Origin of the sequence: Candidatus Microthrix subdominans (assembly GCA_016719385.1) — a bacterium.
GTDB lineage: Bacteria > Actinomycetota > Acidimicrobiia > Acidimicrobiales > Microtrichaceae > Microthrix > Microthrix subdominans.
Genome location: JADJZA010000006.1, coordinates 103,759 through 127,342, shown reverse-complemented (window position 1 = coordinate 127,342; position 23,584 = coordinate 103,759). Strand labels below are relative to the sequence as shown.

General features: G+C 67.8%; 24 protein-coding genes. 19 read left to right on the top strand and 5 right to left on the bottom strand.

From position 1 onward, the window contains the following. Positions 1–47 precede the first annotated feature (47 nt). The 11 genes from IPN02_08685 to IPN02_08635 all read left to right on the top strand — a co-directional run bounded on the left by IPN02_08685 (position 48) and on the right by IPN02_08635 (position 10,997). Positions 48–1,067, top strand: coding sequence for a glutamine synthetase beta-grasp domain-containing protein (locus IPN02_08685; protein ID MBK9296898.1), 1,020 nt, complete (start codon positions 48–50; stop codon positions 1,065–1,067). A 177-nt stretch (positions 1,068–1,244) separates the two neighbouring features. Further along, positions 1,245–3,002 (top strand): NAD+ synthase, encoded by a 1,758-nt coding sequence (locus IPN02_08680; protein ID MBK9296897.1) that lies wholly within the window; start codon positions 1,245–1,247, stop codon positions 3,000–3,002. A 161-nt stretch (positions 3,003–3,163) separates the two neighbouring features. Next, positions 3,164–4,285: an MFS transporter gene (locus IPN02_08675; protein ID MBK9296896.1), complete on the top strand. Its 1,122-nt coding sequence runs from the start codon at positions 3,164–3,166 to the stop codon at positions 4,283–4,285. 98 nt (positions 4,286–4,383) lie between these two features. After that, complete coding sequence (locus tag IPN02_08670; protein ID MBK9296895.1) at positions 4,384–6,618, top strand: molybdopterin oxidoreductase family protein; 2,235 nt, start codon at positions 4,384–4,386, stop codon at positions 6,616–6,618. Beyond that, complete coding sequence (locus IPN02_08665; protein MBK9296894.1) at positions 6,615–7,232, top strand: 4Fe-4S binding protein; 618 nt, start codon at positions 6,615–6,617, stop codon at positions 7,230–7,232. The genes IPN02_08670 and IPN02_08665 overlap by 4 nt, the downstream gene beginning before the upstream one ends. Further along, complete coding sequence (locus IPN02_08660) at positions 7,229–7,771, top strand: Rieske (2Fe-2S) protein (protein MBK9296893.1); 543 nt, start codon at positions 7,229–7,231, stop codon at positions 7,769–7,771. The genes IPN02_08665 and IPN02_08660 overlap by 4 nt, the downstream gene beginning before the upstream one ends. After that, positions 7,768–8,082 carry a hypothetical protein gene (locus tag IPN02_08655; GenBank protein MBK9296892.1) on the top strand — a complete coding sequence of 105 codons (315 nt, stop codon included), beginning with the start codon at positions 7,768–7,770 and terminating at the stop codon, positions 8,080–8,082. The genes IPN02_08660 and IPN02_08655 overlap by 4 nt, the downstream gene beginning before the upstream one ends. Positions 8,083–8,137: 55 nt before the next feature. Continuing rightward, positions 8,138–8,755: an HPP family protein gene (locus IPN02_08650; GenBank protein MBK9296891.1), complete on the top strand. Its 618-nt coding sequence runs from the start codon at positions 8,138–8,140 to the stop codon at positions 8,753–8,755. Positions 8,756–8,812: 57 nt separating this feature from the next. After that, a complete protein-coding gene (locus tag IPN02_08645; protein ID MBK9296890.1) occupies positions 8,813–9,235 on the top strand; it encodes a CopG family transcriptional regulator in 423 nt (140 codons plus the stop codon). Continuing rightward, the gene (locus IPN02_08640; protein ID MBK9296889.1) at positions 9,232–9,588 is read left to right on the top strand and encodes a DUF5615 family PIN-like protein; all 357 of its coding nucleotides are present in this window, start codon (positions 9,232–9,234) and stop codon (positions 9,586–9,588) included. The genes IPN02_08645 and IPN02_08640 overlap by 4 nt, the downstream gene beginning before the upstream one ends. A gap of 44 nt (positions 9,589–9,632) precedes the next feature. Beyond that, entirely contained in the window at positions 9,633–10,997 is a 1,365-nt protein-coding gene (locus IPN02_08635; protein ID MBK9296888.1) for a flavin monoamine oxidase family protein, read from the top strand. A gap of 1 nt (position 10,998) precedes the next feature. Here IPN02_08635 and IPN02_08630 read toward each other — a convergent pair whose 3' ends face one another. Then, positions 10,999–11,304: a type II toxin-antitoxin system PemK/MazF family toxin gene (locus tag IPN02_08630; GenBank protein MBK9296887.1), complete on the bottom strand. Its 306-nt coding sequence runs from the start codon at positions 11,302–11,304 to the stop codon at positions 10,999–11,001. Positions 11,305–11,315: 11 nt separating this feature from the next. Continuing rightward, the gene (locus IPN02_08625) at positions 11,316–11,561 is read right to left on the bottom strand and encodes a ribbon-helix-helix protein, CopG family (protein MBK9296886.1); all 246 of its coding nucleotides are present in this window, start codon (positions 11,559–11,561) and stop codon (positions 11,316–11,318) included. A gap of 162 nt (positions 11,562–11,723) precedes the next feature. On the opposite strand from IPN02_08625, the gene IPN02_08620 reads away from it, so the two are divergent. After that, positions 11,724–12,749: a class I SAM-dependent methyltransferase gene (locus IPN02_08620; protein ID MBK9296885.1), complete on the top strand. Its 1,026-nt coding sequence runs from the start codon at positions 11,724–11,726 to the stop codon at positions 12,747–12,749. A 22-nt stretch (positions 12,750–12,771) separates the two neighbouring features. Further along, positions 12,772–14,139 carry a TrpB-like pyridoxal phosphate-dependent enzyme gene (locus IPN02_08615; protein MBK9296884.1) on the top strand — a complete coding sequence of 456 codons (1,368 nt, stop codon included), beginning with the start codon at positions 12,772–12,774 and terminating at the stop codon, positions 14,137–14,139. A gap of 8 nt (positions 14,140–14,147) precedes the next feature. Here the strand turns inward: IPN02_08615 and IPN02_08610 are convergent, their stop codons facing one another. Next, positions 14,148–14,588 carry a type II toxin-antitoxin system VapC family toxin gene (locus IPN02_08610; protein MBK9296883.1) on the bottom strand — a complete coding sequence of 147 codons (441 nt, stop codon included), beginning with the start codon at positions 14,586–14,588 and terminating at the stop codon, positions 14,148–14,150. Continuing rightward, entirely contained in the window at positions 14,585–14,878 is a 294-nt protein-coding gene (locus IPN02_08605; protein MBK9296882.1) for a transcriptional regulator, read from the bottom strand. The genes IPN02_08610 and IPN02_08605 overlap by 4 nt, the downstream gene beginning before the upstream one ends. Positions 14,879–14,980: 102 nt before the next feature. Here IPN02_08605 and IPN02_08600 point away from each other — a divergent pair, with 102 nt between their 5' ends. Both IPN02_08600 and arfB read left to right on the top strand, forming a co-directional pair. Continuing rightward, positions 14,981–17,890, top strand: coding sequence for a leucine--tRNA ligase (locus IPN02_08600; GenBank protein ID MBK9296881.1), 2,910 nt, complete (start codon positions 14,981–14,983; stop codon positions 17,888–17,890). 101 nt (positions 17,891–17,991) lie between these two features. Continuing rightward, positions 17,992–18,435 (top strand): aminoacyl-tRNA hydrolase, encoded by a 444-nt coding sequence (arfB, locus tag IPN02_08595; GenBank protein MBK9296880.1) that lies wholly within the window; start codon positions 17,992–17,994, stop codon positions 18,433–18,435. Positions 18,436–18,459: 24 nt separating this feature from the next. On the opposite strand, the gene IPN02_08590 is transcribed toward arfB, so the two are convergent. Further along, positions 18,460–18,960, bottom strand: coding sequence for a GNAT family N-acetyltransferase (locus IPN02_08590; protein MBK9296879.1), 501 nt, complete (start codon positions 18,958–18,960; stop codon positions 18,460–18,462). Positions 18,961–19,173: 213 nt separating this feature from the next. Here IPN02_08590 and scpA point away from each other — a divergent pair, with 213 nt between their 5' ends. From scpA to IPN02_08570, 4 genes are all read left to right on the top strand, one after another. Then, positions 19,174–21,369: a methylmalonyl-CoA mutase gene (gene scpA, locus IPN02_08585; GenBank protein ID MBK9296878.1), complete on the top strand. Its 2,196-nt coding sequence runs from the start codon at positions 19,174–19,176 to the stop codon at positions 21,367–21,369. Positions 21,370–21,423: 54 nt separating this feature from the next. Beyond that, entirely contained in the window at positions 21,424–22,047 is a 624-nt protein-coding gene (gene upp, locus IPN02_08580) for a uracil phosphoribosyltransferase (protein ID MBK9296877.1), read from the top strand. Between the two features lie 17 nt (positions 22,048–22,064). Further along, positions 22,065–22,652: a mismatch-specific DNA-glycosylase gene (locus tag IPN02_08575; GenBank protein ID MBK9296876.1), complete on the top strand. Its 588-nt coding sequence runs from the start codon at positions 22,065–22,067 to the stop codon at positions 22,650–22,652. 75 nt (positions 22,653–22,727) lie between these two features. After that, positions 22,728–23,519 (top strand): SDR family oxidoreductase, encoded by a 792-nt coding sequence (locus tag IPN02_08570; GenBank protein MBK9296875.1) that lies wholly within the window; start codon positions 22,728–22,730, stop codon positions 23,517–23,519. Positions 23,520–23,584: the final 65 nt, after the last annotated feature.

Genomic DNA, 23,584 nt, shown 5'->3' with positions numbered 1-23,584 from the left:
CCCGTTCATGCCCGGCGCGCTGCGCCGCCACCCCGAGGAGCCCACCGATGGCCTACCGAGCCGAATACATCTGGATCGACGGAACCGAGCCCGTGCCCCTGATCCGTTCGAAGACCAAGATCGTCCCCGACGGCACCGAGCTGGGACTGTGGGGCTTCGACGGATCGTCGACCAACCAGGCCCAGGGCGTCAACAGCGACTGCGTGCTCAGCCCGGTGTTCATCACCCCCGACCCGATCCGCAGCGGCGACGACAAGCTGGTGCTGTGCGAGGTGCTCGTGCCCGACACGCTGTTGCCGCACCCGACCAACAGGCGAGCCGCAGCGGTCGAGGTGGCCAAGAGCTTCGCCGACCAGGAGCCGTGGTTCGGCATGGAACAGGAGTACACGTTCTTTGAGGAGGGCCGACCGATGGGCTGGCCCAAGGCCGGTTACTACTACCCCGCCCCCCAAGGCCCCTATTACTGCGGGGTGGGGGCGATCGAGACCGCCGGGCGCCGGATCGTCGAGGCACACGCCGACGCCTGTCTGGCCGCCGGTCTGGCCATCTCGGGCACCAACGCCGAGGTGATGCTGGGTCAGTGGGAGTTTCAGATCGGTCCGGTGGGCACGGTCGAGGTGGGCGACCACATGTGGATGGCCCGCTACCTGCTGTACCGGATCGCCGAGGACTTCAACGTCAACGCCTCGATCTCCGCCAAGCCGATCGAGGGCGACTGGAACGGCGCCGGCTGCCACACCAACTTCTCGACCAACGCGATGCGGGAGAGCTACGACGCGGTTATCGCAGCGTGCGAATCGCTCGGTGCGCCCGGCAAGCTCGAGGAGCACCTGGCCGCCTACGGCCACGGCTATGAGGCCCGTCTCACCGGCGATCACGAGACCGCCCACTACTCGGAGTTCCGTTACGGGGTGTCCGACCGGGGCGCCTCGGTGCGGATCCCGTGGCAGGTCGCTCAGGATCAGAAGGGCTACATCGAGGACCGTCGACCCAACGCCAACATCGACCCCTACGAGGTGGCAGCGCTGATGACCAACACGGTGTGCTCGGCCTGGGCCAAGCGATAGCCGAACCGTCTGGACGCCACTCCGACCATCCAACCTCACGGGAGGTGTGGAGGTGTGGAGGTGGGAGGTGTGGAGGTGTGGAGGTGTGGAGGTGTGCCCACCATTCTGGCGGGCACACCTCCACACCCGAGCGCTTCGGCGGGTTCCCGCTGGGAGGTCACTCGGTAAGGTCACGCGATGCCCACGTTGCGTGTCGCCCTCGGCCAGATGAACCCGCACGTGGGCAATTTGCCCGGCAACATCGCCCGGTTGGGCGAGCTGTACGACCAGGCCGAGGCTGCCGGGTGCGACCTGGTGGCGTTTCCCGAGCTGGCCGTGCCCGGCTACCCGTCTGAGGACCTGTTGATCCGGCGGGGGTTCCTCGAGGACAACGTCGAGGCCCTCGACCGCCTGGTCACCCGCACCGGGCGATGCGTGGCGCTGCTCGGTTACGCCGACGATGACCTGGCCATCGATTCGGTGGGCGGCATCCGCACGGCCAACACGGTGGCGGTCGCCTCGGACGGTGTGATTCACGGTCGCTACCAGAAACAGCGACTGCCCAACTACGGCGTGTTCGATGAAGACCGTTACTTCACCGAAGGTCCCGAGGATCAGCCGCTGTTTCGCATCGGTGGCCTGGTCGTCGGCGTGTCGATCTGCGAGGACATCTGGTACGTCGACGGCCCCCCCACCCATCAGTCGGCGGCGGGCGCCGACGTGCTGATCAGCTTGCACGCTTCGCCTTTCGAGGAGGGCAAGGTGGCCGTGCGCGAGGCCCTGTTGTCCGACCGGGCGCGCCGGGCGGGCATCCCGGTCGTGTACGTCAACCAGGTCGGCGGGCAGGACGAGCTGATCTTCGACGGTGCGTCGACGGTCGTCGACGGCGACGGCGAGGTGCTCGCCCGGGCACCCCAGTTTGTCGACGACCTGATGATCGTCGACCTCGAGTTGGAACCCCGCGGCCTGGAGATCGCCCTGCCGCTGGTGACGATCGAGCCCGGCGCCGCAGCGCCGTCCGAGCTCCCGTCGATCGATCCCCCGACGATCGCGCTGGAGCTGCCTCCCGACGCCGAGGTCTGGGAGGCGCTTCGTCTCGGGCTGGCCGACTACTTCGCCAAGGGCGGCTTCACCGATGCCTGCCTGGGGTTGTCGGGCGGGCTCGATTCGGCCCTCGTCGCCATGCTGGCCGCCGATGCACTGGGCGCCGAGCACGTGCACGCCGTGTCGATGCCGTCGCAGCACTCCTCCGAGCACAGCCGCGACGATGCCGCAGCACTGGCGACCAACCTTGGGCTCGACTACCGAACCATCGCCATCGCGGACGTCTACGGGTCGTTCATGGGTGAGCTGGCCCCGAGCTTTGAAGGGACCGAGGCCGACCTGACCGAGGAGAACCTGCAGGCCCGCATCCGCGGCACCCTGGTGATGGCGCTGTGTAACAAGTTCGGCTGGCTGGCCCTGGCGACGGGCAACAAGTCCGAGTTCGCTGTCGGCTACTCCACGCTGTACGGCGACAGCAACGGCGCGTTGGCCCCGATCGGCGACATCTACAAGACCCGTGCCTTTCAGCTGGCGCGCTGGCGCAACCAGCTGGCGGTCGAGCGGGGCGACACGCCGCCGATCCCCACCTCGACGATCATCAAGGCGCCGTCGGCCGAGCTGCGCCCCGACCAGCGCGACGACCAGAGCCTGCCGCCCTACGACGAGCTCGACGTCGTCCTGGAGCGCTACGTCGACGACGACTTCACCGTCGAGGAGCTGCTCGAATCCGGCGCCGATCCCGAGTTGGCCCGGTGGGTGGCCCGCCTGGTCGACCGCAACGAGTTCAAGCGGCGCCAGACGCCCTTCGCCCTTCGGGTGACGCGCAAGGCCTTCGGTCGCGACCGACGGATGCCCCTGACCAATGCCTACTCGGAGGTCCGCTGGGCTGCGGATGAGGTGATCGCCGACTGACGCCGAAGGTGATCGATTCGTCGGGTGGGGCATCCAGCCTGGCCGCCAAGGTGTGAATGCAGAGGGTTGCCGAGCGGCGTGACCGACGACCGGTTTGAGCGATCCGGTCATGGCTGAACAAATCGCCTAGGTTGACGAGCATCCGAGCGAAGGGTGCTCCCGTGGCGCAACCAACCGCCCAGCAGACGCGACCGACCCCTCCACCGCCTGCGGCCCCACGGCGGCAGGCGTCCTACGCGGCGGGCTCGTGGCGATCGAACGTCGACGTGCGCGCCGGTGTCATAGCTACCGCTGCGGTCGTCGTGCTGCTCGTTCTCGTGTACCTGGGCAGCGGCGGGCTGAAATGGTTTGATGCGGCACTGGCCGGCTACCTGGTCGGGGTGGTGCTGGCGGTATTCGCCACCGTGTATCGCTACCTGATCTGGATCAAGCGGCCGCCCACCGCCATGCTCCAGCGTCGCGGCTGGGAGTCGTTCCGCCGGTCGGGCAGCCGGGGCAAGAACGTGGTCGGCCTGGGCGGGCTGGTCGTCACCAACCTGCTGACCCAGGGCTTCATCCGGCGCCGCTCGACCTCGCGCTGGGCGGCCCACCAGCTGGTGTTCTGGGGCTGCATCCTGGCGGCGCTCGTCACCTTCCCGCTCACGTTCGGCTGGGTGCACTTCGAGTCGGTCGGCCAGCAGGGCGGCCGCTACGAAGCCTTCCTGTTCGGCGTCGGCAGTGGCACGTTTGAGGCCGAGTCGGTCATTGGTTTCACCACGTTCCACCTGCTCAACATCGCGGCGTTTCTCGTCATCGCCGGCGTGGTCATCTTCCTCTACCGGCGCCTGAACGATCCGGGCGCCCTGGCGGTCGAGCGGGCCGGCGACTTCGCAGCCCTGGCCGGACTATTCGCCGTGTCGATCACCGGGCTGTTCCTCACCGCCAGCTCGCTCTGGTTGGAGGGCAAGTACTACTCGTTCCTCAACAACCTGCATGCCCTCACCGTGATCGTCGGGTTGATGTACATCCCGTTCGGCAAGCTGTTCCACATCTTCCAACGCCCGGCCAACCTGGGCGTGAAGTTCTACCAAGATGAGGGCAGGGAGGGCGGGGGACAAACCTGTAGAAGCTGCGACAAGCCCTTTGCCACCGAGATGCAGGTCTCCGACCTCAAGCAGGTCCTCCCCGAGCTGGGCTTCGATTACTCCGACGGGGCAGGCGGCAACTGGCAGGACACCTGCCCGGCGTGTCGGCGCGGTCAGGTGGCCCTGGCTCAGACCGCCCGGGTCGGTGGTTTTGGATGAACCCAGGCCCGACTGTTCTCGGCACCGACTTGGCGAGGGAGCCACGTATGTACCTGTTGAATTCCACCGCTACCCAGCACCTGACTGGAGTGTGACCAGTGGCAACCAAGCCCGTCACCGACGAAGAACTGATCGAAAAGTACGGCCCCCACCTCAACCAGGCGCCTCCCGGTGGCTGGAATGCCGGGTTGAAGGTCGAGAAAGAGGTCGAGACCCACTGCTGCTTTTGCGGCCAGCAGTGCGGCATCAAGTTGAAGGTGGCCAACAACGAGGTCGTGGGCTTCGAGCCCTGGTACGACTTCCCGTTCAACGAGGGCAAGCTGTGCCCCAAGGGCGTGAAGCGCTACCTGCAGGGCAGTCACCCCGACCGGCTGCTCGACCCGCTGGAGCGCGACCCGTCGTCGCCCGGTGGGTTCCGCACCATCACCTGGGACGAGGCGCTCGACCGCACGGTCGCCGAGATCCGCCGCATCCAGGACACCTACGGCAGGGACAGCTTTGCCATGCTGTCCGGTGTATCGCTCACCAACGAGAAGTCGTACCTGATCGGCAAGTTCGCCCGCCTGGCGCTGCAGACCGCCAACCTGGACTACAACGGACGCCTGTGCATGGTGTCGGCCGGGGCCGGCAACAAGAAGGCCCTCGGCATGGATCGGGCGTCCAACCCGTGGAGTGACATCCCGCTGGCCGACGTCGTGTTCGTCGCCGGTGCCAACGTCGCCGAGTGCGCGCCGATCACCACCAGCTACATCTGGCGTGCCCGCGACCGGGGTGCCAAGCTGATCGTCGCCGACCCTCGGGTCACCCCGCTGGCCCGCACGGCCGACGTGTTTCTCGGGATCAAGCCGGGCACCGACTCGGCGCTGATGGGTTCGATCCTGCACGTGCTGATCGCCAACGACTGGATCGACCACAACTACGTCGACGCTCACACGGTCGGCTTCGCCGAGTCGGCGGCCGCGGTCGCCGACTACACCCCGGAGTGGGCGGCCGGGATATGCGGCGTGCCCGCCGACCGCATTGTCGAGGCGGCCCGTCTGTGGGGCACGTCGGCCACCGGCATGCTGCTGCACGCCCGCGGTATCGAACACCACTCCAAGGGTGTCGAGAACGTGCTCAGCTGCATCAACCTGGGCCTGGCCACCGGCAAGTACGGCAAGCCGGGTTGCGGGGTCACCACGATCACCGGCCAGGGCAACGGCCAGGGCGGGCGCGAGCAGGGTCACAAGTGCGACCAACTGCCCGGCAACCGCGACGTCGAAAACCCCGAGCACCGCGCCTACGTGGCGTCGGTGTGGGGCTGCGACGTCGACGAGATCCCCGGCAAGGGCATCACCGCCCCCGAGATCATCGAGGCGATCCACGAGGGCGAGATCAAGGGTCTGTTGTCGATCTGCTTCAACCCGGTCGTGTCGCTGCCCGACTCCAACTACACCAAGGCGGCGCTCGAGAAGCTCGAGTACTACGGCAACATCGACTTCTTCCTGTCCGAGACCGCCCAGTACGCCGACATCGTGTTTCCCGGCTCGCTGCACGAGGAGGACGAGGGCACGGTCACCACGGTCGAGGGCCGTACGGTGAAGATCAACGCGGCAACCGATCCGCCCGGCAACGCCTGGCGAGACTGGGAGGTTTTCACCGAGCTGGCCAAGCGGCTCGGTCGGGGCCAGTACTTCGACTATTCGAACACCGAAGAGATGTTCGAGGAGATGAAGGTGGCCTCCCACGGAGGCACCGCCGACTACAACGGCATGACCTGGGAGCGCATCGTCGACGAAAAGGGCATCTTCTGGCCCTGCCCCGAGGAGGGTCACCCAGGCACGCCACGGCTCTACGAGGGCGGACAATTCGCGCACCCCGACGGCAAGGCTCGCTTTCATCCGATCACCTACCGTCCACCCGCCGAAGTGGTCGATGACGAGTACCCGGTGTGGTTGACCACCGGCCGGGTGATCTCCCAGTACCTGTCGGGCACCCAGACCCGTCGCATCAAGCCGCTGGTGGAGCAGTACCCCGAGCCGCTGTGCGAGATGCATCCCAGGTTGGCCGCCAAAGTGGGCGTCGCCGACGGCGACCTGGTGCGGGTCAGCTCGCGCCGGGGCGAGATGGTTGCGCCGGCCCGAGTGGTCGAGTCCATCCGTCCCGACACGGTGTTCCTCCCGTATCACTGGGCCGGCAAGAAGTCGGCCAACCAGCTGACCATCCGGTCGCTCGACCCGATCTCCAAGATCCCCGAGTACAAGGTGTGCGCGGTAAAGGTGGAGAAGGCCGAGGGCCACGTCGAGATCCGGGACCGTCGGGTCCATACCCTCCAGGAGAAGGCACGCAGATGACCTCGTTGATCTCCGACAAGATGTTCGTCATCGACCAGAGCCGTTGCATCGGCTGCGAGTCGTGTGTTCAGGCGTGCGAGGAGTGCGGCACCCACCGGGGGCAGTCACTGATCCACCTCGAGTACCTCGACCGGGGCGCCAACACCCAGACCGCCCCGATGGTGTGCATGCACTGCGAGGACCCCACCTGCGCCGAGGTGTGCCCCGCCGATGCCATCAAGCAGAACGAGGACGGCGTGGTGCAATCGGCGCTGAAGCCTCGCTGCATCGGCTGCTCGAACTGCGTTGTCGCCTGCCCGTTCGGGGTGCCCAAGTACTTCGCGCTGCCCGACCAGATGATGAAGTGCGACATGTGTTACGACCGCACCTCGGTGGGCCTGGCCCCGATGTGTGCCTCGGTGTGTCCCAGCGAGGCGCTGTGGTACGGCACTCCGGCCGAGTTCGAAGAGACCCGCACCGGCGAGCTGATGTTCGAGTTCCAGTTCGGCCGCCAACTGGTCCCGACCCAGGTGGCGACCGTCGTTCGCGACCCCAACCAGGGCCCGGTCGACGTGATGGGCGGACAACCGACGGCCGGATGGCAGGACGACCCGTTTGCATTGGAGGGTGAGTGAGCAACGAACCTCAACCGGAGGATGGCCCGGGGGGCGCGAGCGCCTCCGGCGGTCAGCCAGGCGACCCACTGTGGCGGGATGAGTTTCCGCTGACCAGCGAGGGTGAGGACTACGTCGCACGTCGCGACTTCACCCGCTACCTGATCGCCGCCTCCGGCGTGTTCGCTGCCGGCGCGGTCGGGGCGGGCACTTGGGCGACCATGCAGCGGGCCAATACCGGTGAGCCGCGGCCGATCATCAAGGAAGCAGACATCCCCGAGGATGGCGAGTACCTGTTCAAGTACCCGGGCGACGACGATCCGGCGATCCTGGTGAAACTCCCCAACGGTGATCTGCGGGCCTTCACCCAGAAGTGCACCCACCTGGGATGCGTCGTCTACTACAAGCCCGAAGAGGCGACGCTGTACTGCCCTTGTCACCACGGCTTCTTCGATCCCGACTCGGGCGCAGCCACCGCCGGACCACCCGATCGGCCGTTGGCGGCGATCGACGTCGAGGTGCGGGGCGACACGGTGTGGGCGTTGGGGATCGAAACATGAGCGCTTCACAGGCGTCCGCACGAACAACCGGGCGGGCCACGGCTTCGGCGCCGACCTCGCAGGTGCGCGGCGGTTCCCAGCGTCCGGTTGGTCGTGCGGCGGTCGCCCCGCCGGACCGGTCCCGGTACAAGCGCTCGGGTGGCATCGCCGCCTACCTGCTCGTGATGGTGTCGCTGCAGATCTTCCTGCTCGTCGTTGCGGTCGAAGGGGTGCTGGCCCACGAGGGCGGCCTGGCCCGCGCTGCGGCCGGGCTGTCGGTAGGCCTGTGGGTCATCGTCGTGGCGCTGAGGCGCCTCATGCCGCATGAGTGAGCCGACGGGCGAGCAAACCGGCGCCGATCACCCAACAGCGAAGGGCTCTGGCGACCTGGCGTCGAAATCGCCGCGCTCGGGGCCGATCGGTGGCGACATCTCCGCCATCGTCGAGGGCTTCGGCACCCGGTTCCGCATCCCGGTGCTGGTCAGCCGCCACTCGCAGACGTCGGTGATGGGCCTGTTCGCCCTGGTCAACGGGGTGCTGTCGATCGCGCTGATGTCGATGGCCGCCGTCGTCACCGGGCAGGCGTTCATCTTCCCGTCGCTCGGGCCAACTGCGTTTCTTCTTTTCTATACGCCGACCCTTCCAGCAGCGTGCCCTCGCAACACGATCTTCGGCCACGCCATCGGCGTCGCCGCCGGGTACCTGGCGCTGGTCATCTTCGGGCTGACCGAGGCCGCACCGGCCCTGGCCACCGAGGTCACCTGGCCACGGGTCGGTGCGGCGGCAGTGTCGCTCGGCCTCACCAGCGGGTTCATGGTGTGGTTCAAGGTGCCCCATCCCCCCGCCGGAGCCACGACGCTGATCGTGTCGCTCGGCATCCTGAAGACGCCCGCCCAGCTGACGGTGTTGATGATCGCCGTCGTGTTGATGGTGGGCCAGGGCATGGTGATCAACCGCCTGGCCGGCATCGACTACCCGTCCTGGGCGCCCAGGCGTCCCGCCTGAGCGGGTTGCTGCCCAGCCGACCTACACTCATTGACGACATGTGACTACGTTGTCGTCATGGCGGTCGTTTCCATTCGCTTCACCGATGAGCCGTTGCACGGCAGGCTGAAGGACCGAGCCCGGCGTTCCCGCACCTCGGTGTCGTCCCTGGCGGAACGCCTGATCGATGAGGGCCTCCGCACCGAGGCACATCCGGCGGTCATCTTTCGTGATGGCCCGGCCGGTCGACGCCCGGTGATGGTCGGTGGACCTGACCTGATCGATGTCGTTGGCGCCATTGTTGGGGGCGATGTTCCAACCGATGAGCGTCGTGAGCGGGCGGCGAAGATGCTCGGCGTGACCGTGGGGCTCGTGGATGCAGCGATGGCCTACTACGCCGAGTTCACCGACGAGGTTGACCAGCTCATAACCGAGCTGGCCAATGAAGCCGAGGCATCGGAAACGGCGTGGCGCCGGCAACAGGAACTCCTTGGCCGGTGAGGTTGCTGATCGACGAGATGCACCACGTGGCTGTCGCCGGTGCGCTGCGGGCTGATGGGTTTGATGCGATCTCCGTGGCGGAACGTCCCGATCTTCGAGGTACCTCTGACTCGGACCTGTTCGAGTTGGCGGCATCGACGCACGGGGTGATCGTCACCGAGAACATCCGCGACTTCGCCCCGCTGGCAGCCCGTTGGGTCGCGGAGGGTCGACTGTTTGTTGGCCTCGTACTCACCAGCCCGCAGCGCTTCAATCGGGCGGCGGTTGCCTATCCGGGAGATCTGCTGGCAGCCCTTCGATCCTGGCTCACGGCTGCACCTCCCGCTGGGGAGGGCTGGACATGGTGGCTCTGATCGAAGCGATGCTCGACTGTTGATCCGGCCGGTACGGTTGAGCCATGCGGGATTCTGGAGACAGGGTGATCGTCGTTGGGGCCGGGCTGGCGGGGCTCAGCGCCGCCCGCCGCCTGGTGACCCAGGGGTTCGAGGTCACCGTGCTCGAAGCTCGAGACCGGGTGGGCGGGCGCACCGAGGGCGCAGTCACCGCCGACGGCACGTCGATCGAGCTGGGCGGGCAGTGGGTCGGCCCCACCCAGGACCGCATGTACGAGTTGATCGCCGAGCTGGGCCTGGAGACGTTCCCCACCTACAACGAGGGTCAGACGCTGGTTCGGTTGGGCGGCAAAACCATGCGCATGGCACCCAAACGGGGGGCGGTTCCCAAGCTCAACCCGTTCGTGCTGGCTGACCTGGCCCAGGGCATGGCCCGCTTCAACCGGGCGGCCAAGACGGTGTCCCTCGACGAACCGTGGATGTCCAAGGAGGCGAAGCTGCTCGACGGCCAGACGTTCGAGACCTGGATCCGCAGCCACCTGCACACCCCCACCGGACGGGAGTACTTCCGGGTGGCCTGCGAGGCGGTGTTCTCCACCGAGTCGGCCGACCTGTCGGCGCTGCACGCCCTGTTCTATGCCCACTCGGGCACCGACCTCGACACGCTGCTCGGGGTGGATCGGGGCGCCCAACAGGACCGCGTGGTCGGCGGGACGATCCGGATCGCCGAGACGATGGCCGCCCAGCTGGGCGACCGGGTGCGGCTGAACACCCCCGTGCGTCGGATCGTGCACGACGGCGACGGCGTTCGGGTCGAGACCACCTCGGGCGAGGTGCTCGCGGGACGCCGGGTGATCGTCACCTTGCCGCCGACGTTGGCCGGCCGTCTCGAGTACTCGCCGGCGTTGCCGTCGTGGCGGGATCAGCTCACCCAACGGCTGCCGGCCGGCTCGGTCGTCAAGCTGTACTGCGTCTACCCGGAGCCGTTCTGGCGGGCCGACGGCCTCAACGGGCAGGCCGCGTCCGACGAGGGGCCGGTCAAGGTCACCTTCGACAACACGCCGCCCTCGGGGACGCCGGGCATCCTCGTCGGGTTCATGGAAGCCAACGACGGACGGACATGGGTGCGGCGCCCGCACGCCGAGCGTCGCCAGGCGGCCATCGACTGTTTCGTCCGCTATTTCGGCTCCCAGGCCGCCGATCCTGTCGAGTACCTCGAGCGGGACTGGATGGCCGAGGAGTACAGCCGTGGCTGCTACGGCGCCCACTTCACGCCCGGCGTGTGGACCGCGTTCGGCCACGCGCTGCGGGAGCCGGTCGGCCGAATCCACTGGGCGGGCGCCGAGTGCTCACCGGTGTGGAACGGCTACATGGAGGGGGCCGTCCGCTCGGGCGAGTCAACCGCCGACCAGATCGCACGCCTGTTGTAGGTCAGTACAGGATGTCGAGGGCGTAGCGCAGTGCGGCGTCCAGCTCCGCTCGTGTGGCAACGTCCAGGCGTCCAACCGGTTTCGAGTCGAACAACGACAACGGCACCGATACCAAGGCATCACAGGCGATGACGCTGGGCTCGGGGAGCCCATGGGCGGGACCGACCTCCACCTCGCTCCGAATTCCTCGGATCGTCCGGGTGATCGGCGCACACGTGATTGCCGTCAGGCTGCCGAGCGCAGCATCTCGAGTGAGCACGCACACGGGACGTCGACCCGACGGCGGGCCCAGGTCGGCCCAGAACACATCGCCTCGCGCTACCACTCCGGGGCGGTTTGTGCGGCCAACCGTGCCGCCGACTCGACGAACGCTGGGTCTTGTGGAATTCGGCGATAGGCATCCCGCAGTTGCTGGTCTGCTTGGGCGAGCTCGGTGGCCTCAAGCACGGCCGCGGCGCCGCGACGGAGGAGTTCGGATCGATTGGTGCCTTGCTCAGAGGCGACTTGGTCGAGCCGTCGCACCAGGTCGTCATCGAGTTGGACCAGGACTTCTCGTCGCGCCATGTACATATGGTACGGCATATGGGTTGAGGCTTGCAGCGATCGGCTCACGAGGCGACGTTGGCCGACTACGTTGCTTGCGGGGAAACGGCGGCCGACCGTGCGGATCAACCCGCAACGGTTGGAGGCAATTCGTCCACCGCCGCGACATATCCAGGGGGATACATGGCACAGCAGCAGCATCAACCGACCACGATCGTGGACCGGCTCAAGGCCTTCGGCGACCTATGGCGACTGTCCGATGAGGACTACCACGCCTACATGGGCACCTACACCGAGTTGTTCACCGACTCGCCTGAGAACACCAGGGCCGATTACGACCTGGGCATCCCGATGAAGGGGTACGACCAGGGAAGTAGCGACGAGATCAGCCAGCTCTACAAGGTGATCCACATCATGTGCACGCTCGGCTCGGTCGAGAAGATGTACATGCCTCCAACGGTCGACCCGAACAAGTCGGTGCTGGACAACCAGATCCTGTTCGAGCAGATCGTCGCCGACGACCTCGCCGTGTTGCCGGGCGCCAAGGTGCTCGACCTGGGCTGCGGTTGCGGGGCCATCGCCGAGCACATGGCCGAACTGACCGGCGCCGAGCTGTTCGGTATCAACATCGACCGCTCGCAGATCGCCAAGGCCTGGCGCAACCCCAACCTGAACGGGGCCAACTTCAACGTCGGCGACTTCAACGTGCCGCTCAACTTTCCGGACGAGAGCTTCGACGCGGTGTACGCCATCCAGCCGATGACGTACGTGACCAACCTGGAGGCCACATGTCGCGAGGTGCTGCGGGTGCTCAAGCCGGGCGGTCGCTTCGTGGTCAACGACGTCGCCGCCCTCGACGCCTACGACCGTGACAACGCACACCAACGGGGGCTGATCCAGGACACCCGTGAGCTCACCGTTTTTGGCGGGTTCTGGTACTACAAGTACTGGGAGGACGCCTACCGGGAGGTTGGATTCGAGCTACTCGACTCGGAGGGCAGGAGCGCCGTCGAGATGATCAAGCGCGAGGTGTCCCTGTACGGCAAGTACGAGGCGGCGGTGGCGGCGCTGGCCAAGGTGCACATCATCCCCAAGAAGGTCAACGCCATGATCCACCGCATGAACACCAAGGCCGACTCCTACATCCAGGCCGAGGAGGAGGAGCTGCTCACCCTCAACTGGAAGACGGTCGCCAAGAAGCCGGGCTGACCGTTCGGGTACCGTCTTGGTCATGGCCGACGACATGCCCACCAAGATCCTCCTCAGCGAAGACGAGCAGCCCACGCAGTGGTACAACGTCATCGCCGACCTGCCGACGCCGCCGCCACCGCCGCTGCATCCGGGCACCCACCAGCCCGCCGGGCCCGACGACCTGGCGCCGCTGTTCCCGCAGGCGCTGATCGAGCAGGAGATGACCGCCGAGCGCTACATCGATATCCCGGGCGGCGTGCTCGACGTCTACAAGCTGTGGCGTCCGAGCCCATTGTTCCGGGCCCATCGCCTGGAGGCGCTGCTCGATACGCCGGCCAAGATCTTCTACAAGTACGAGGGCGTCAGCCCGGCCGGTTCGCACAAGCCCAACACTTCGGTGCCCCAGGCGTATTACAACCACCAGGAGGGCGTCACGAAGCTGACGACCGAGACCGGCGCCGGCCAGTGGGGCTCGGCGCTGGCCTTCGCCACCGCCCAGTACGGCATGGAGTGCGAGGTGTGGCAGGTGGCGGCCTCCTATCGGGCCAAGCCGCACCGCAAGACGATGATGGAGATCTGGGGTGCTTCGGTGCACTCCAGCCCGTCCGAGCTGACCGAGTTCGGTCGCGAGCTGCTGGCCGAGAATCCCGATCACCCGGGCAGCCTGGGCATCGCCATCTCCGAGGCGGTCGCCATGGCGGTCGCCGACCCCGAGGCCCGCTACGCCCTGGGCTCGGTGCTCAATCACGTGCTCCTTCACCAGACGGTGATCGGCGAGGAGGCGTTGCTTCAGCTGGCCAAGGTGGGCGTGACCCCCGACGTGCTGGTGGGCTGCACCGGTGGTGGCTCCAACTTCGGTGGCCTGGCCTTCCCGTTCCTGCGCGAGAAGCTGGCCGGCAACATGAACCCGACGATCCGCTGCGTCGAACCGGCGGCGTGCCCCAGCCTGACCAAGGGCGAGTACCGCTACGACTTCGGCGACACGGCCGGCCTGACCCCGCTGCTGAAGATGCACACCCTGGGCCACGGGTTCATCCCCGAGTCGATCCACGCCGGTGGCCTGCGCTATCACGGCATGTCGCCGCTGGTCAGCCACGTCTACAACGAGGGCCTGGTCGAGGCGATCTCGATCCCCCAGACCGAGTGCTTCGCCGGCGCGATCCAGTTCGCCCGGGCCGAGGGCATCGTGCCCGCACCCGAGCCGACCCACGCCATCGCAGCGGCCATCCGCGAGGCCCAGGCCGCCAAGGAGGCGGGGGAGGAGCGCGTGATCCTCACCGCACTGTGCGGCCACGGCCACCTCGACCTCGCCTCGTACGAGAACTACCTGGCCGGTGGGCTGAAGGACTACGACCTTCCCGACGAGGCGATCGCCGCCGCCATGGAGGCGGTGCCGGTCTTCGACTGAGCGGAGACCTAGCCGAGAGTGGCCGGTATCAGGCCGAATCGTTCGGCGGATGCCGCTGCCCGCAAGTCGTTGTCGAACGCAGCGAAGCGCTCAAGGCCCCCAAGCTGTGTCCGGGCCTCGACCGCCGACGCCAGTTGGACGGCGTCGTAGGCGCGGAGTCCGTGTCGAGCCACCATGTCGAGAGCGGCATCGAGGATGGACGGATTGGTCGCAACCAAGGCGATGTCTCCAACCGGATCGTCGAGGTCTGCTTCGAATCTCGCCGTGAGCGTGTGCGCATCGGATGGGTCCAGTTCGCCCATCCGATGTTTGCGCCACAGCGCCGACGCCAGTTCCACTCTGCTGATCTCAGCAGTCACCAGGGTGGAAGTGATCGCCCGGATCTGCTCGTGCCCTCGTTCGGGCACGTACAGCTTGACCAGTGCGGAACTGTCGGCATAAACGCTCACCGGCCAGTGGAGATCAGCTCGTCGAGGGGCGTTCCAGAAGCAGCCCGCTCGCCGGCGGCCTTGACCTCAGCGTCGGACGGTCGGGACCGAGGCGCCCTGGTCGCTCCCAGCAATCCGGCTGCCGCCAGTCGTTCTCGAACGGCTTCAGACTCGGAGCCGGCGAAGTCCGGGTTGGACGCCGCCGATACGACCAGCGTGATGTATTCGTTGAGGGAACGATTCGACCGCGCCGCAGCGTGTTTCGCTCGCTTCACGATCTCGTTGTCTGCGCGCCAGCTGACCTGAGCCATGCAAGCATGCTAGCAAGCATGATCAGATTCTGGAACACCGCCGGCGGCGGCGCCTCCTCCTCTCGTTCCGTACCCGAACGCCCGAGCGCCTAGCCTCAGCACGTGGCAGACACGCTCCCCCCGTACCGATACACCCCCGAGTTGGCCGCCGACATCGAGCTTCGGTGGCAGGAGCGCTGGGAGGCCGACGGCACTTACGAGGCGCCTAACCCTTCCGGGCCGCTCGCCGATCCGGAAGCGGTGGCCGGCCGGCCTCGCCGCTACGTGCTCGACATGTTCCCCTATCCCTCCGGTGCGGGTCTGCACGTCGGGCACCCGTTCGGGTTCATCTCGACCGACGTCTATGCCCGCTATCGCCGCACCCGGGGCGACAACGTGCTGCACGCGATGGGCTACGACAGCTTCGGCCTGCCCGCCGAGCAGTACGCCGTCCGTACCGGCGCCCACCCCCGCACGACGACCGAGGACAACATCGCCATCATGCGTCGCCAGCTGCGACGCATCGGCCTGGGCCACGACGCCCGCCGTTCGGTCGCCACCACCGACGTCGACTTCTACCGCTGGACCCAGTGGATCTTCACCCGCATTTTCGAGTCGTGGTTCGACCCGGACGCTGACGTCGCCCGGCCGATCGCCGAGCTGGAGGCATCGTTCGAATCGGGGGAGCGGGCGACCCCGGACGGCCGTGTCTGGGACGAGCTGACCGAGGGTGAGCGGCGGGCGATCATCGACGCCCACCGGCTCGTCTACTCCGCCGAGATGCCGGTCAACTGGTGCCCGGGGCTGGGCACGGTGTTGGCCAACGAGGAGGTCACCGCAGAGGGACGCTCCGACATCGGCAACTATCCGGTGTTCCGCCGCAACATGCGCCAGTGGGTGATGCGCATCACCGCGTACGCCGACCGGTTGCTCGCCGACCTGGACCTGCTCGATTGGCCCGAGCCGATCAAGGTGATGCAGCGCAACTGGATCGGCCGCTCGACCGGCGCCCAGGTTCGCTTCGCCAGCGACGCCGGCGACATCGAGGTGTTCACCACCCGGCCCGACACGCTCTTCGGCGCCACCTTCATGGTGCTGGCGCCCGAGCACCCGATGGTCGACGCGCTGGTGCCCGACGCATGGCGGGAAGGCACGCCGGACAGGTGGCGCCGGGCCACCGCCGACGGCGCTGCGGCGGCGACACCTCGAGAGGCGGTCGCCGCCTACCGGGCCGCCGCCTCGGCCAAGACCGATCGCGAGCGCCAGGAGGACCGCCAGAAGTCCGGCGTCGCCATCGGCGCTGTTGCCACCAACCCGGTCAACGGCGAACCGGTACCGGTCTTCATCGCCGACTACGTCCTCATGGGTTACGGCACCGGCGCCATCATGGCCGTGCCGGCCGGCGACGAACGCGACTTCGAGTTTGCACGCGACTACGGGCTGCCGATCACCGCCATTCAACAGCCGTCGGATGAGTGGTTCGCCGCACGCGACCTGGAGCCCACCCTGGAGACCGCCACATGGCCCGAGGCTTTCGTCGGCGAGGGCGCCTACGTCGGCTCCGCCAACGAGAACGTCGATCTGAACGGTCGGCGCACGATTGCCGAGGCGGTCGCGCTGATCAACGGGTGGCTGGAATCGATCGACCGCGGCGAGGCCGCCATCACCTACCGGCTGCGGGACTGGCTGTTCAGCCGCCAGCGCTACTGGGGCGAGCCGTTCCCGATCGTGTGGGACGAGCACGGCCCGCGGGCGCTGCCCGACTCGGAGCTGCCGGTCGAGCTGCCCGAGGTGGAGGACTACTCGCCCCAGGCACACGACCCCGACGATGCCGACTCCAACCCGGTGCCGCCGCTCGGCCGGGTGGAGGAGTGGGTCAACGTGGAGGTCGATCTGGGCGATGGTCCCCGGACCTACCGCCGCGAGCTCAACGTGATGCCCCAGTGGGCGGGCTCGTGCTGGTACGAGCTGCGCTACCTCGACCCGACCAACGCCGAGCGCTTCGTCGACCCCGAGGTGGAGCGCTACTGGATGGGGCCGCGTTCCCCAAGTGACAGCCCGGATGCGTCTGGCGAGGGCCAGACCGTCGGTGGCGTGGACCTGTACGTCGGCGGCGTCGAGCACGCCGTGCTGCACCTGCTGTACGCCCGCTTCTGGCACAAGGTGCTGTTCGACCTGGGCCTGGTCAGCTCGCCCGAGCCGTTCCACCGGCTGGTCAACCAGGGCTACATCCAGGCCTACGCCTACACCGATGCCAGGGGCCAATACGTCGAGGCCTCCGAGGTGACCGAGGTCGACGGGGAGTTCCTCTTCGAGGGTCAGCCGGTCAACCGCGAGTACGGCAAGATGGGCAAGAGCCTGAAGAACATGGTGACGCCCGATGAGATGTACGACGCGTTCGGCGCCGACACGTTCCGGCTCTACGAGCTGTCCGGCGGCCCACTCGAGTCCAGCCGTCCCTGGAGTACGCGCGACGTGGTGGGCATGCAGCGGTTCCTCCAGCGGCTGTGGCGCAACCTGGTCGACGAGGACACCGGTGAGCTGACCGTGGTCGACCGGCCGGCCGACGACGAGACCCGGCGCCTGGTGGCCCGCACCGTGGCCGGGGTTGGGGAGGACCTCGACGCCCTGCACGCCAACACCGCCATCGCCAAGCTGATCGAGCTGAACAACCACCTCACCAAAGCGGCCGCTCCGGTGGCCCGGGAGGTGGCCGAGCCGCTGGTGCAGTTGCTCGGCATCGTGGCCCCCCACATCGGCGAGGAACTGTGGGCCAAGCTGGGCCACGACACGTCGGTGGTGTGGGCCCCGTTCCCGATGGTCGACGAGGGCCTGCTGACCGAGGACACGATCGAGCTGCCCGTGCAGGTGAACGGCAAGGTGCGGGGTCACATCACGGTGGCGGCCGATGCCGACCAGGCCACGATGACCGCCGCCGCTCTGGCGATCGACAACGTTGCCGCCCACCTCGAGGGCACCGAGCCCCGCAAGGTGATCATCGTCCCCGGCCGCATGGTCAACGTCGTCGTCTGAGTTGCGCCGCACAGCCCACATGGTCGACGGCGACCTGGCGGGGTCGGCGGCCCAGGCGCCAGCGATGCGGCCGGCGGTGCTCGATCGACGACACTGGTGCAATGGCCGACGGATCACACAAGACCGTTCCCTCCGAACGCGGGTTGAAGGTGAACGAACGCCTGACCATCCCCGAGAACGAGCTGACTTGGCAGTTCACCCGGTCGGGTGGGCCGGGTGGGCAGCACGCCAACACCTCCGACACTCGGGTCGACGTTCGCTACGACCTCGTCGCCTCGACGGTGCTCAGCGATCGCCAGCGCGCCAGGCTGATCGAGCAGTTCGGCGACGAGGCCCGTGTGATGGTCGATCGCCACCGCTCCCAGTGGAAGAACCGGGTGGAGGCCCGCTCTCAGCTGGCCGGCCGGATCCGTGCGGCGCTGGCGCCACCAAAGGCGCCTCGTCGGGCCACCCGGCCCACCCGTGGCTCCAAGCGGCGGCGGCTCGAGGCCAAACGCCAGCAGAGCGAGAAGAAGGCCAACCGCCGCCGTCCGACGATGGACTGAGGGCATGGGCTTCGGCCCAGCCGGTTACAGCATCAACTCGAGCTCCCATTCGGTGTAGGTGTCGCGCGGCGGTTGGAAGGTGTCGGTGCGACCGGTGCGGGTAAACCCGAGGCCGGCGTAGAGCCGGTCGGCCCCGGCGTTGGCGCTGGCCACCCAGAGCACCACTCGTCGAAACCCCGTGTCACGAGCGTGGCTGACAACGGCACCGCTCAATGCCTGGGCGGCGCCGCACCGCCGTGCCGACCGGTCGACCCACAGGCCAGACAGGTGGGCGGCGTTCGGATCGTCCCAATCCGGGCTCGAGGTGACGAGGCCGACGTCGCCTCCGTCGAGCACCGCAACCCATGTGTTGGCCGACGCGAGCCGCGACCTCCACTCGGCCTCGGCCAGGTCGATCTCCTCGGACAGCAGCTTGAAGAACGCCTGGGGATCCTGGCGGAGGCTCGCCAGCCGCAACGCCTTGACCCGCTCCCACTGCTCGGCGCCAACAAGCTCAACGATCACCGGGGCTGCGGCCGAGTTCACCAGCGGATTCTGGCAGGAAGAGCAGAATGGTGACACCTGAGCACCACAGCGATCGCACCCAAGCCCTAACTGGGTGTGATCACTGTGGCCCGTCCCACAGTGATCGCACCCAGATCGACCGTGGGTGTGATCACTGTGGGACGGCGAGGCTCGATGGCGCACGTGCAGCGGTTGCCTGCGATGCGGCCTGGAGGGCTCCGGTAACCTGAGGGGGTGAGCGCTCTTCCCGATTACACGACCATCGGCCCGCCCCCGACCGCCGCCCCGCCCGAGGGCGCCGCGGAGCGCTGGCGCAGCGAGGCCGCAGCGATCGCCGGAGGCGAACCGGGCGACCTGAGCGTCTCCACGCCCGAAGGCATCGACATGGCGGTGCTGTCGACAGCCGCCGACACCGACGAGCTGGGCTTCCTGGACTCGCTGCCGGGCATCGCCCCGTTCGTTCGTGGGCCGTACCCGACGATGTACACCAACCAGCCGTGGACGATCCGCCAGTACGCGGGCTTCTCCACCGCCGAGGACTCCAACGCGTTCTATCGCCGCAACCTGGCCCAGGGCCAGAAGGGCCTGTCGGTGGCCTTCGACCTGGCCACCCACCGGGGATACGACTCCGACAACCCCCGGGTGGCGGGCGACGTGGGCATGGCCGGGGTGGCGATCGACTCGATCTACGACATGCGCACCCTCTTCGACGGCATCCCGCTCGACAAGATGTCGGTGTCGATGACGATGAACGGTGCGGTGCTGCCGGTGCTGGCGCTGTACGTCGTGGCCGCCGAGGAGCAGGGCGTCGCCCCCGACAAGCTGGCGGGCACCATCCAGAACGACATCCTCAAAGAGTTCATGGTGCGCAACACCTACATCTATCCGCCCAAGCCCTCGATGCGGATCATCTCGGACATCTTCGCCTTCTCCTCCGAGCACATGCCCAAGTACAACTCGATCTCGATCTCCGGCTATCACATGCAGGAGGCCGGGGCGACTGCCGATTTGGAGCTGGCCTACACGCTGGCCGACGGCCTCGACTACGTGCGGGCCGGCATCGAAGCCGGGCTGGACGTCGACGCGTTCGTGCCCCGGCTCAGCTTCTTCTGGGCGATCGGCATGAACACCTTCATGGAGGTGGCCAAGATGCGGGCCGCCCGGCTGCTGTGGGCCGGCCTGGTGAAGCAGCACTTCAACCCCAAGAACCCCAAGTCGCTGTCGCTACGCACCCACAGCCAAACCTCGGGCTGGTCGCTGACCGCCCAGGACCCGTTCAACAACGTGATGCGCACCTGCCTGGAAGCGATGGCCGCCACGCAGGGCCAGACCCAGAGCCTGCACACCAACGCGCTCGACGAGGCGCTGGCGCTGCCGACCGACTTCTCGGCCCGCATCGCCCGCAACACCCAGCTGTTCCTCCAACAGGAGTCGGGCACCACCGACGTGATCGACCCGTGGGGCGGTAGCTACCACCTCGAGTCGCTCACCGCGTCGCTTGCCCGCAAGGCGCTGGCACACATCGGCGAGGTGGAGGAGCTGGGCGGTATGGCCCAGGCGATCGAGGCGGGCATCCCCAAGCTGCGTATCGAGGAGGCGGCCGCCCGCACCCAGGCCCGCATCGATTCGGGCCGCCAGCCGCTGATCGGCGTCAACGCCTACCGGCCCGACGTGGAGGACCCCCTCGAGGTGCGGGTGGTCGACAATGCGGCGGTGCGCTCCGGCCAGATCGAGAAGCTGCGCCGACTGCGCAAGGAGCGTGATGATGAGACGACGACAGCGGCGCTCGACGCCCTGACCAAGGCGGCCGACACAGGCGAGGGCAACCTGTTGGCGTTGAGCATCGACGCCGCCCGGGCCATGGCGTCGCTCGGGGAGATCTCCGATGCGATCGAGCGGTCCTACGGACGCCATCAGGCACAGATCAAGACGATTTCAGGGGTGTACCGCAGCGAGATGGGCGAGAACGCAACACAGGTGATGAACGTGCGCGAGCAGGTGGAGCGCTTCGCCGAGGCCGACGGGCGCCGTCCGCGCATCCTGCTGGCCAAGATGGGCCAGGACGGTCACGACCGTGGCCAGAAGGTGATTGCCTCGGCCTTCGCCGACCTGGGCTTCGACGTCGACATCGGTCCGCTGTTTCAGACGCCGGCCGAGGCCGCGTCGCAGGCGGTCGAGGCCGACGTCCACATCGTCGGCGTGTCGTCGCTGGCCGCCGGCCACCTCACCCTGGTGCCCGAGCTGCGCGACGCTCTGGCCGAGGCCGGGCGGGACGACATCATGATCGTCGTCGGCGGCGTCATCCCGCCCCAGGACTTCCCGGCGTTGCGGGAGGCCGGTGCGGCGGCGATCTTCCCGCCCGGCACCGTGATCGCCGAGGCGGCCGAGGGGTTGTTGGACCAGTTGCTGGCAAGCGTCGCTCAAGCCTGAAGTCGGCGGCGTCGGTGCCGCGTCCTCACCGCTGCGATGGGCCAAGATGGGGCGATGCAGCTTACCGTGGTCGATCATCCGCTCGCCCGGGTGGCGCTCAGCGTGCTGAGGGATGAGTCCACCGATGTGGCCGGATTCCGGCAGGCGATGGGAACGCTGTCGAGCATCCTGGCCTATGAGGCGGCGCGCGGACTGAGCGTCACCGAGTTGCCGGTCAGGACGCCGCTGACCGAGACGACCGGCGCCCGACTCGATGAGCTGCCGCTGGTCGTGCCGGTGTTGAGGGCGGGCCTTGGGCTGCTGCCGGGCATGCTCGAGCATCTGCCCGGGGCGCCGACCGCGTTCGTCGGGGTGAAACGCAACGAGACCACCCTGGTGCCGGAGCCCTATCTGGACACCGTGTCCGAAGGCCTCGACGGAATTGAGGCGTGGGTGCTCGACCCGATGCTGGCCACCGGCGGATCGCTCAACCATGCGGCGGAGCTGCTGCGGCGCCGCGGCGCCGAGCGGGTGACCGCGCTGTGCGTGCTCGCCGCCCCCGAAGGAATCGCCGCCCTGCGCCGGGAGGGGTCAGTCGGTCACCTCGTTGTTGCGTCGATTGACGACTACCTCGACGACGATGCGTTCATCGTGCCCGGGCTGGGCGACGCCGGCGACCGGCTGTACGGCCCGGCCTGACGTGTGATGAGGTGAATGTGGGTTTCGGCCGCGCTGAGCTCGAGTCGTTTCGCGATGCAACCGTGCCCGACATGGTGGGCCCCGGGCTGAAGCTGTTGTTTGTCGGCATCAACCCCGGGCTGTGGACGGCGGCCGCCCAAACCCACTTCGCCTACCCGGGCAACCGGTTCTACCCGGCGCTGCTCAAGGCGGGGATCATCGAGCGGGACATCGACCGCTCGGCGGGGATGTCCGACGCCGACCGCAACTATTTTCTCGAGCGGGGCCTGGGCATCACCAACGTGGTCGGTCGCGCCACCGCCAAGGCCTCCGAACTCAGCCGGGACGAACTGCGCAAAGGGGGCGAGCAGCTGCGGGCATTTGTGGCCCACCACCGACCGAACGTCGTGGCGGTGGCCGGCATCACCGCCTACCGCGACGCCTTTGGCCGGCCGAAGGCGACGATGGGACGTCAGGACGAGACCCTGGGCGGCGTCGAGCTGTGGGTGGTGCCCAACCCCAGCGGCCTGAACGCCCACGAAACGGTCGATTCCCTGGCGGAGGCGTACCGGGCCCCGGCGCTGGCCGCCGGGCTGGACCTGCGCCCGTCGACGGCCTCGGGCTGAAGCGTGCTGCCCGGCACCAGACGCAACGGCCTTCCCCGCCAGCAGAGGGCAGGTGCGGATGACAGGCTGAGCGCCATGCGCATCCTCATCACCGGTTGTTCCACCGGCTTCGGCCGTGCCACCGCGGTCGAGGCGACCCGTCGGGGACATGAGGTGATCGCCACCGCCCGCGACGTCGCCACGCTCGACGACCTCGACGTGGCCGAGCGGCTGAGCCTCGACGTGACCGATCGGGCGTCGATCACCGCTGCGGTGGCCCAGGCCGGACGCCTGGACGCGCTGGTCAACAACGCCGGCGTCGACCGCCACGGCCCGGTGGAGTCCTACCCGGAGGATGTGGCCCAGTGGGTGATGGACACCAACTTCTGGGGCACGTTTCGCATGACCACAGCGGTGGCGCCGGCCATGCGCGCCCAGGGGTCGGGCGTCATCGTCAACATGTCGTCGGTCCAGGGTCGGGTCGGCACGCCGTTGGGCGGTGTCTACTCGGCGAGCAAGGCGGCGATCGAGAGCTACAGCGAGTCGGCGCACTTCGAGCTGAGCCACTTCGGCGTGCGGATGGTGGTCGTTCAGCCCGGCTACTTCGATACGCCGATGGCCACCAAGGGCTCCGACGAGCTGATCGAGGGCACGGTCTACGAGGAACTGGCGGCACAGTGGTCGTCCGGCTCGGACTCGCTCAACCCCGCCGGTCGACCGGGGCCCGACGTGGTCGCCACGGCGATCGTCGACGCTCTGGAGGACCCCGAGACGCCGCTGCGGGTGCCGGTGGGCAACGATGCGGTCATGGTGCTCGGGGCGCGAGGTTCGATGGATGATGTTGCCTTTGAAGCGGTGATGCGCGGCACCCTCAACCTCACCTGGTAGCGCTCCCGGTCGTCGACGGCAATGGGCCGCGGTCCCCGTAGTCGCGCTTCAAGACCCTCGATACC

Coding starts and splice junctions, on each gene's coding strand:
- IPN02_08685 (MBK9296898.1), top strand. CDS start 48: ATGGCCTACCGAGCCGAATACATCTGGATCGACGGAACCGAGCCCGTG.
- IPN02_08680 (MBK9296897.1), top strand. CDS start 1,245: ATGCCCACGTTGCGTGTCGCCCTCGGCCAGATGAACCCGCACGTGGGC.
- IPN02_08665 (MBK9296894.1), top strand. CDS start 6,615: ATGACCTCGTTGATCTCCGACAAGATGTTCGTCATCGACCAGAGCCGT.
- IPN02_08655 (MBK9296892.1), top strand. CDS start 7,768: ATGAGCGCTTCACAGGCGTCCGCACGAACAACCGGGCGGGCCACGGCT.
- IPN02_08645 (MBK9296890.1), top strand. CDS start 8,813: ATGGCGGTCGTTTCCATTCGCTTCACCGATGAGCCGTTGCACGGCAGG.
- IPN02_08635 (MBK9296888.1), top strand. CDS start 9,633: ATGCGGGATTCTGGAGACAGGGTGATCGTCGTTGGGGCCGGGCTGGCG.
- IPN02_08625 (MBK9296886.1), bottom strand. CDS start 11,561: ATGGCGCGACGAGAAGTCCTGGTCCAACTCGATGACGACCTGGTGCGA.
- IPN02_08620 (MBK9296885.1), top strand. CDS start 11,724: ATGGCACAGCAGCAGCATCAACCGACCACGATCGTGGACCGGCTCAAG.
- IPN02_08615 (MBK9296884.1), top strand. CDS start 12,772: ATGGCCGACGACATGCCCACCAAGATCCTCCTCAGCGAAGACGAGCAG.
- IPN02_08605 (MBK9296882.1), bottom strand. CDS start 14,878: ATGGCTCAGGTCAGCTGGCGCGCAGACAACGAGATCGTGAAGCGAGCG.
- arfB (MBK9296880.1), top strand. CDS start 17,992: ATGGCCGACGGATCACACAAGACCGTTCCCTCCGAACGCGGGTTGAAG.
- upp (MBK9296877.1), top strand. CDS start 21,424: ATGCAGCTTACCGTGGTCGATCATCCGCTCGCCCGGGTGGCGCTCAGC.
- IPN02_08570 (MBK9296875.1), top strand. CDS start 22,728: ATGCGCATCCTCATCACCGGTTGTTCCACCGGCTTCGGCCGTGCCACC.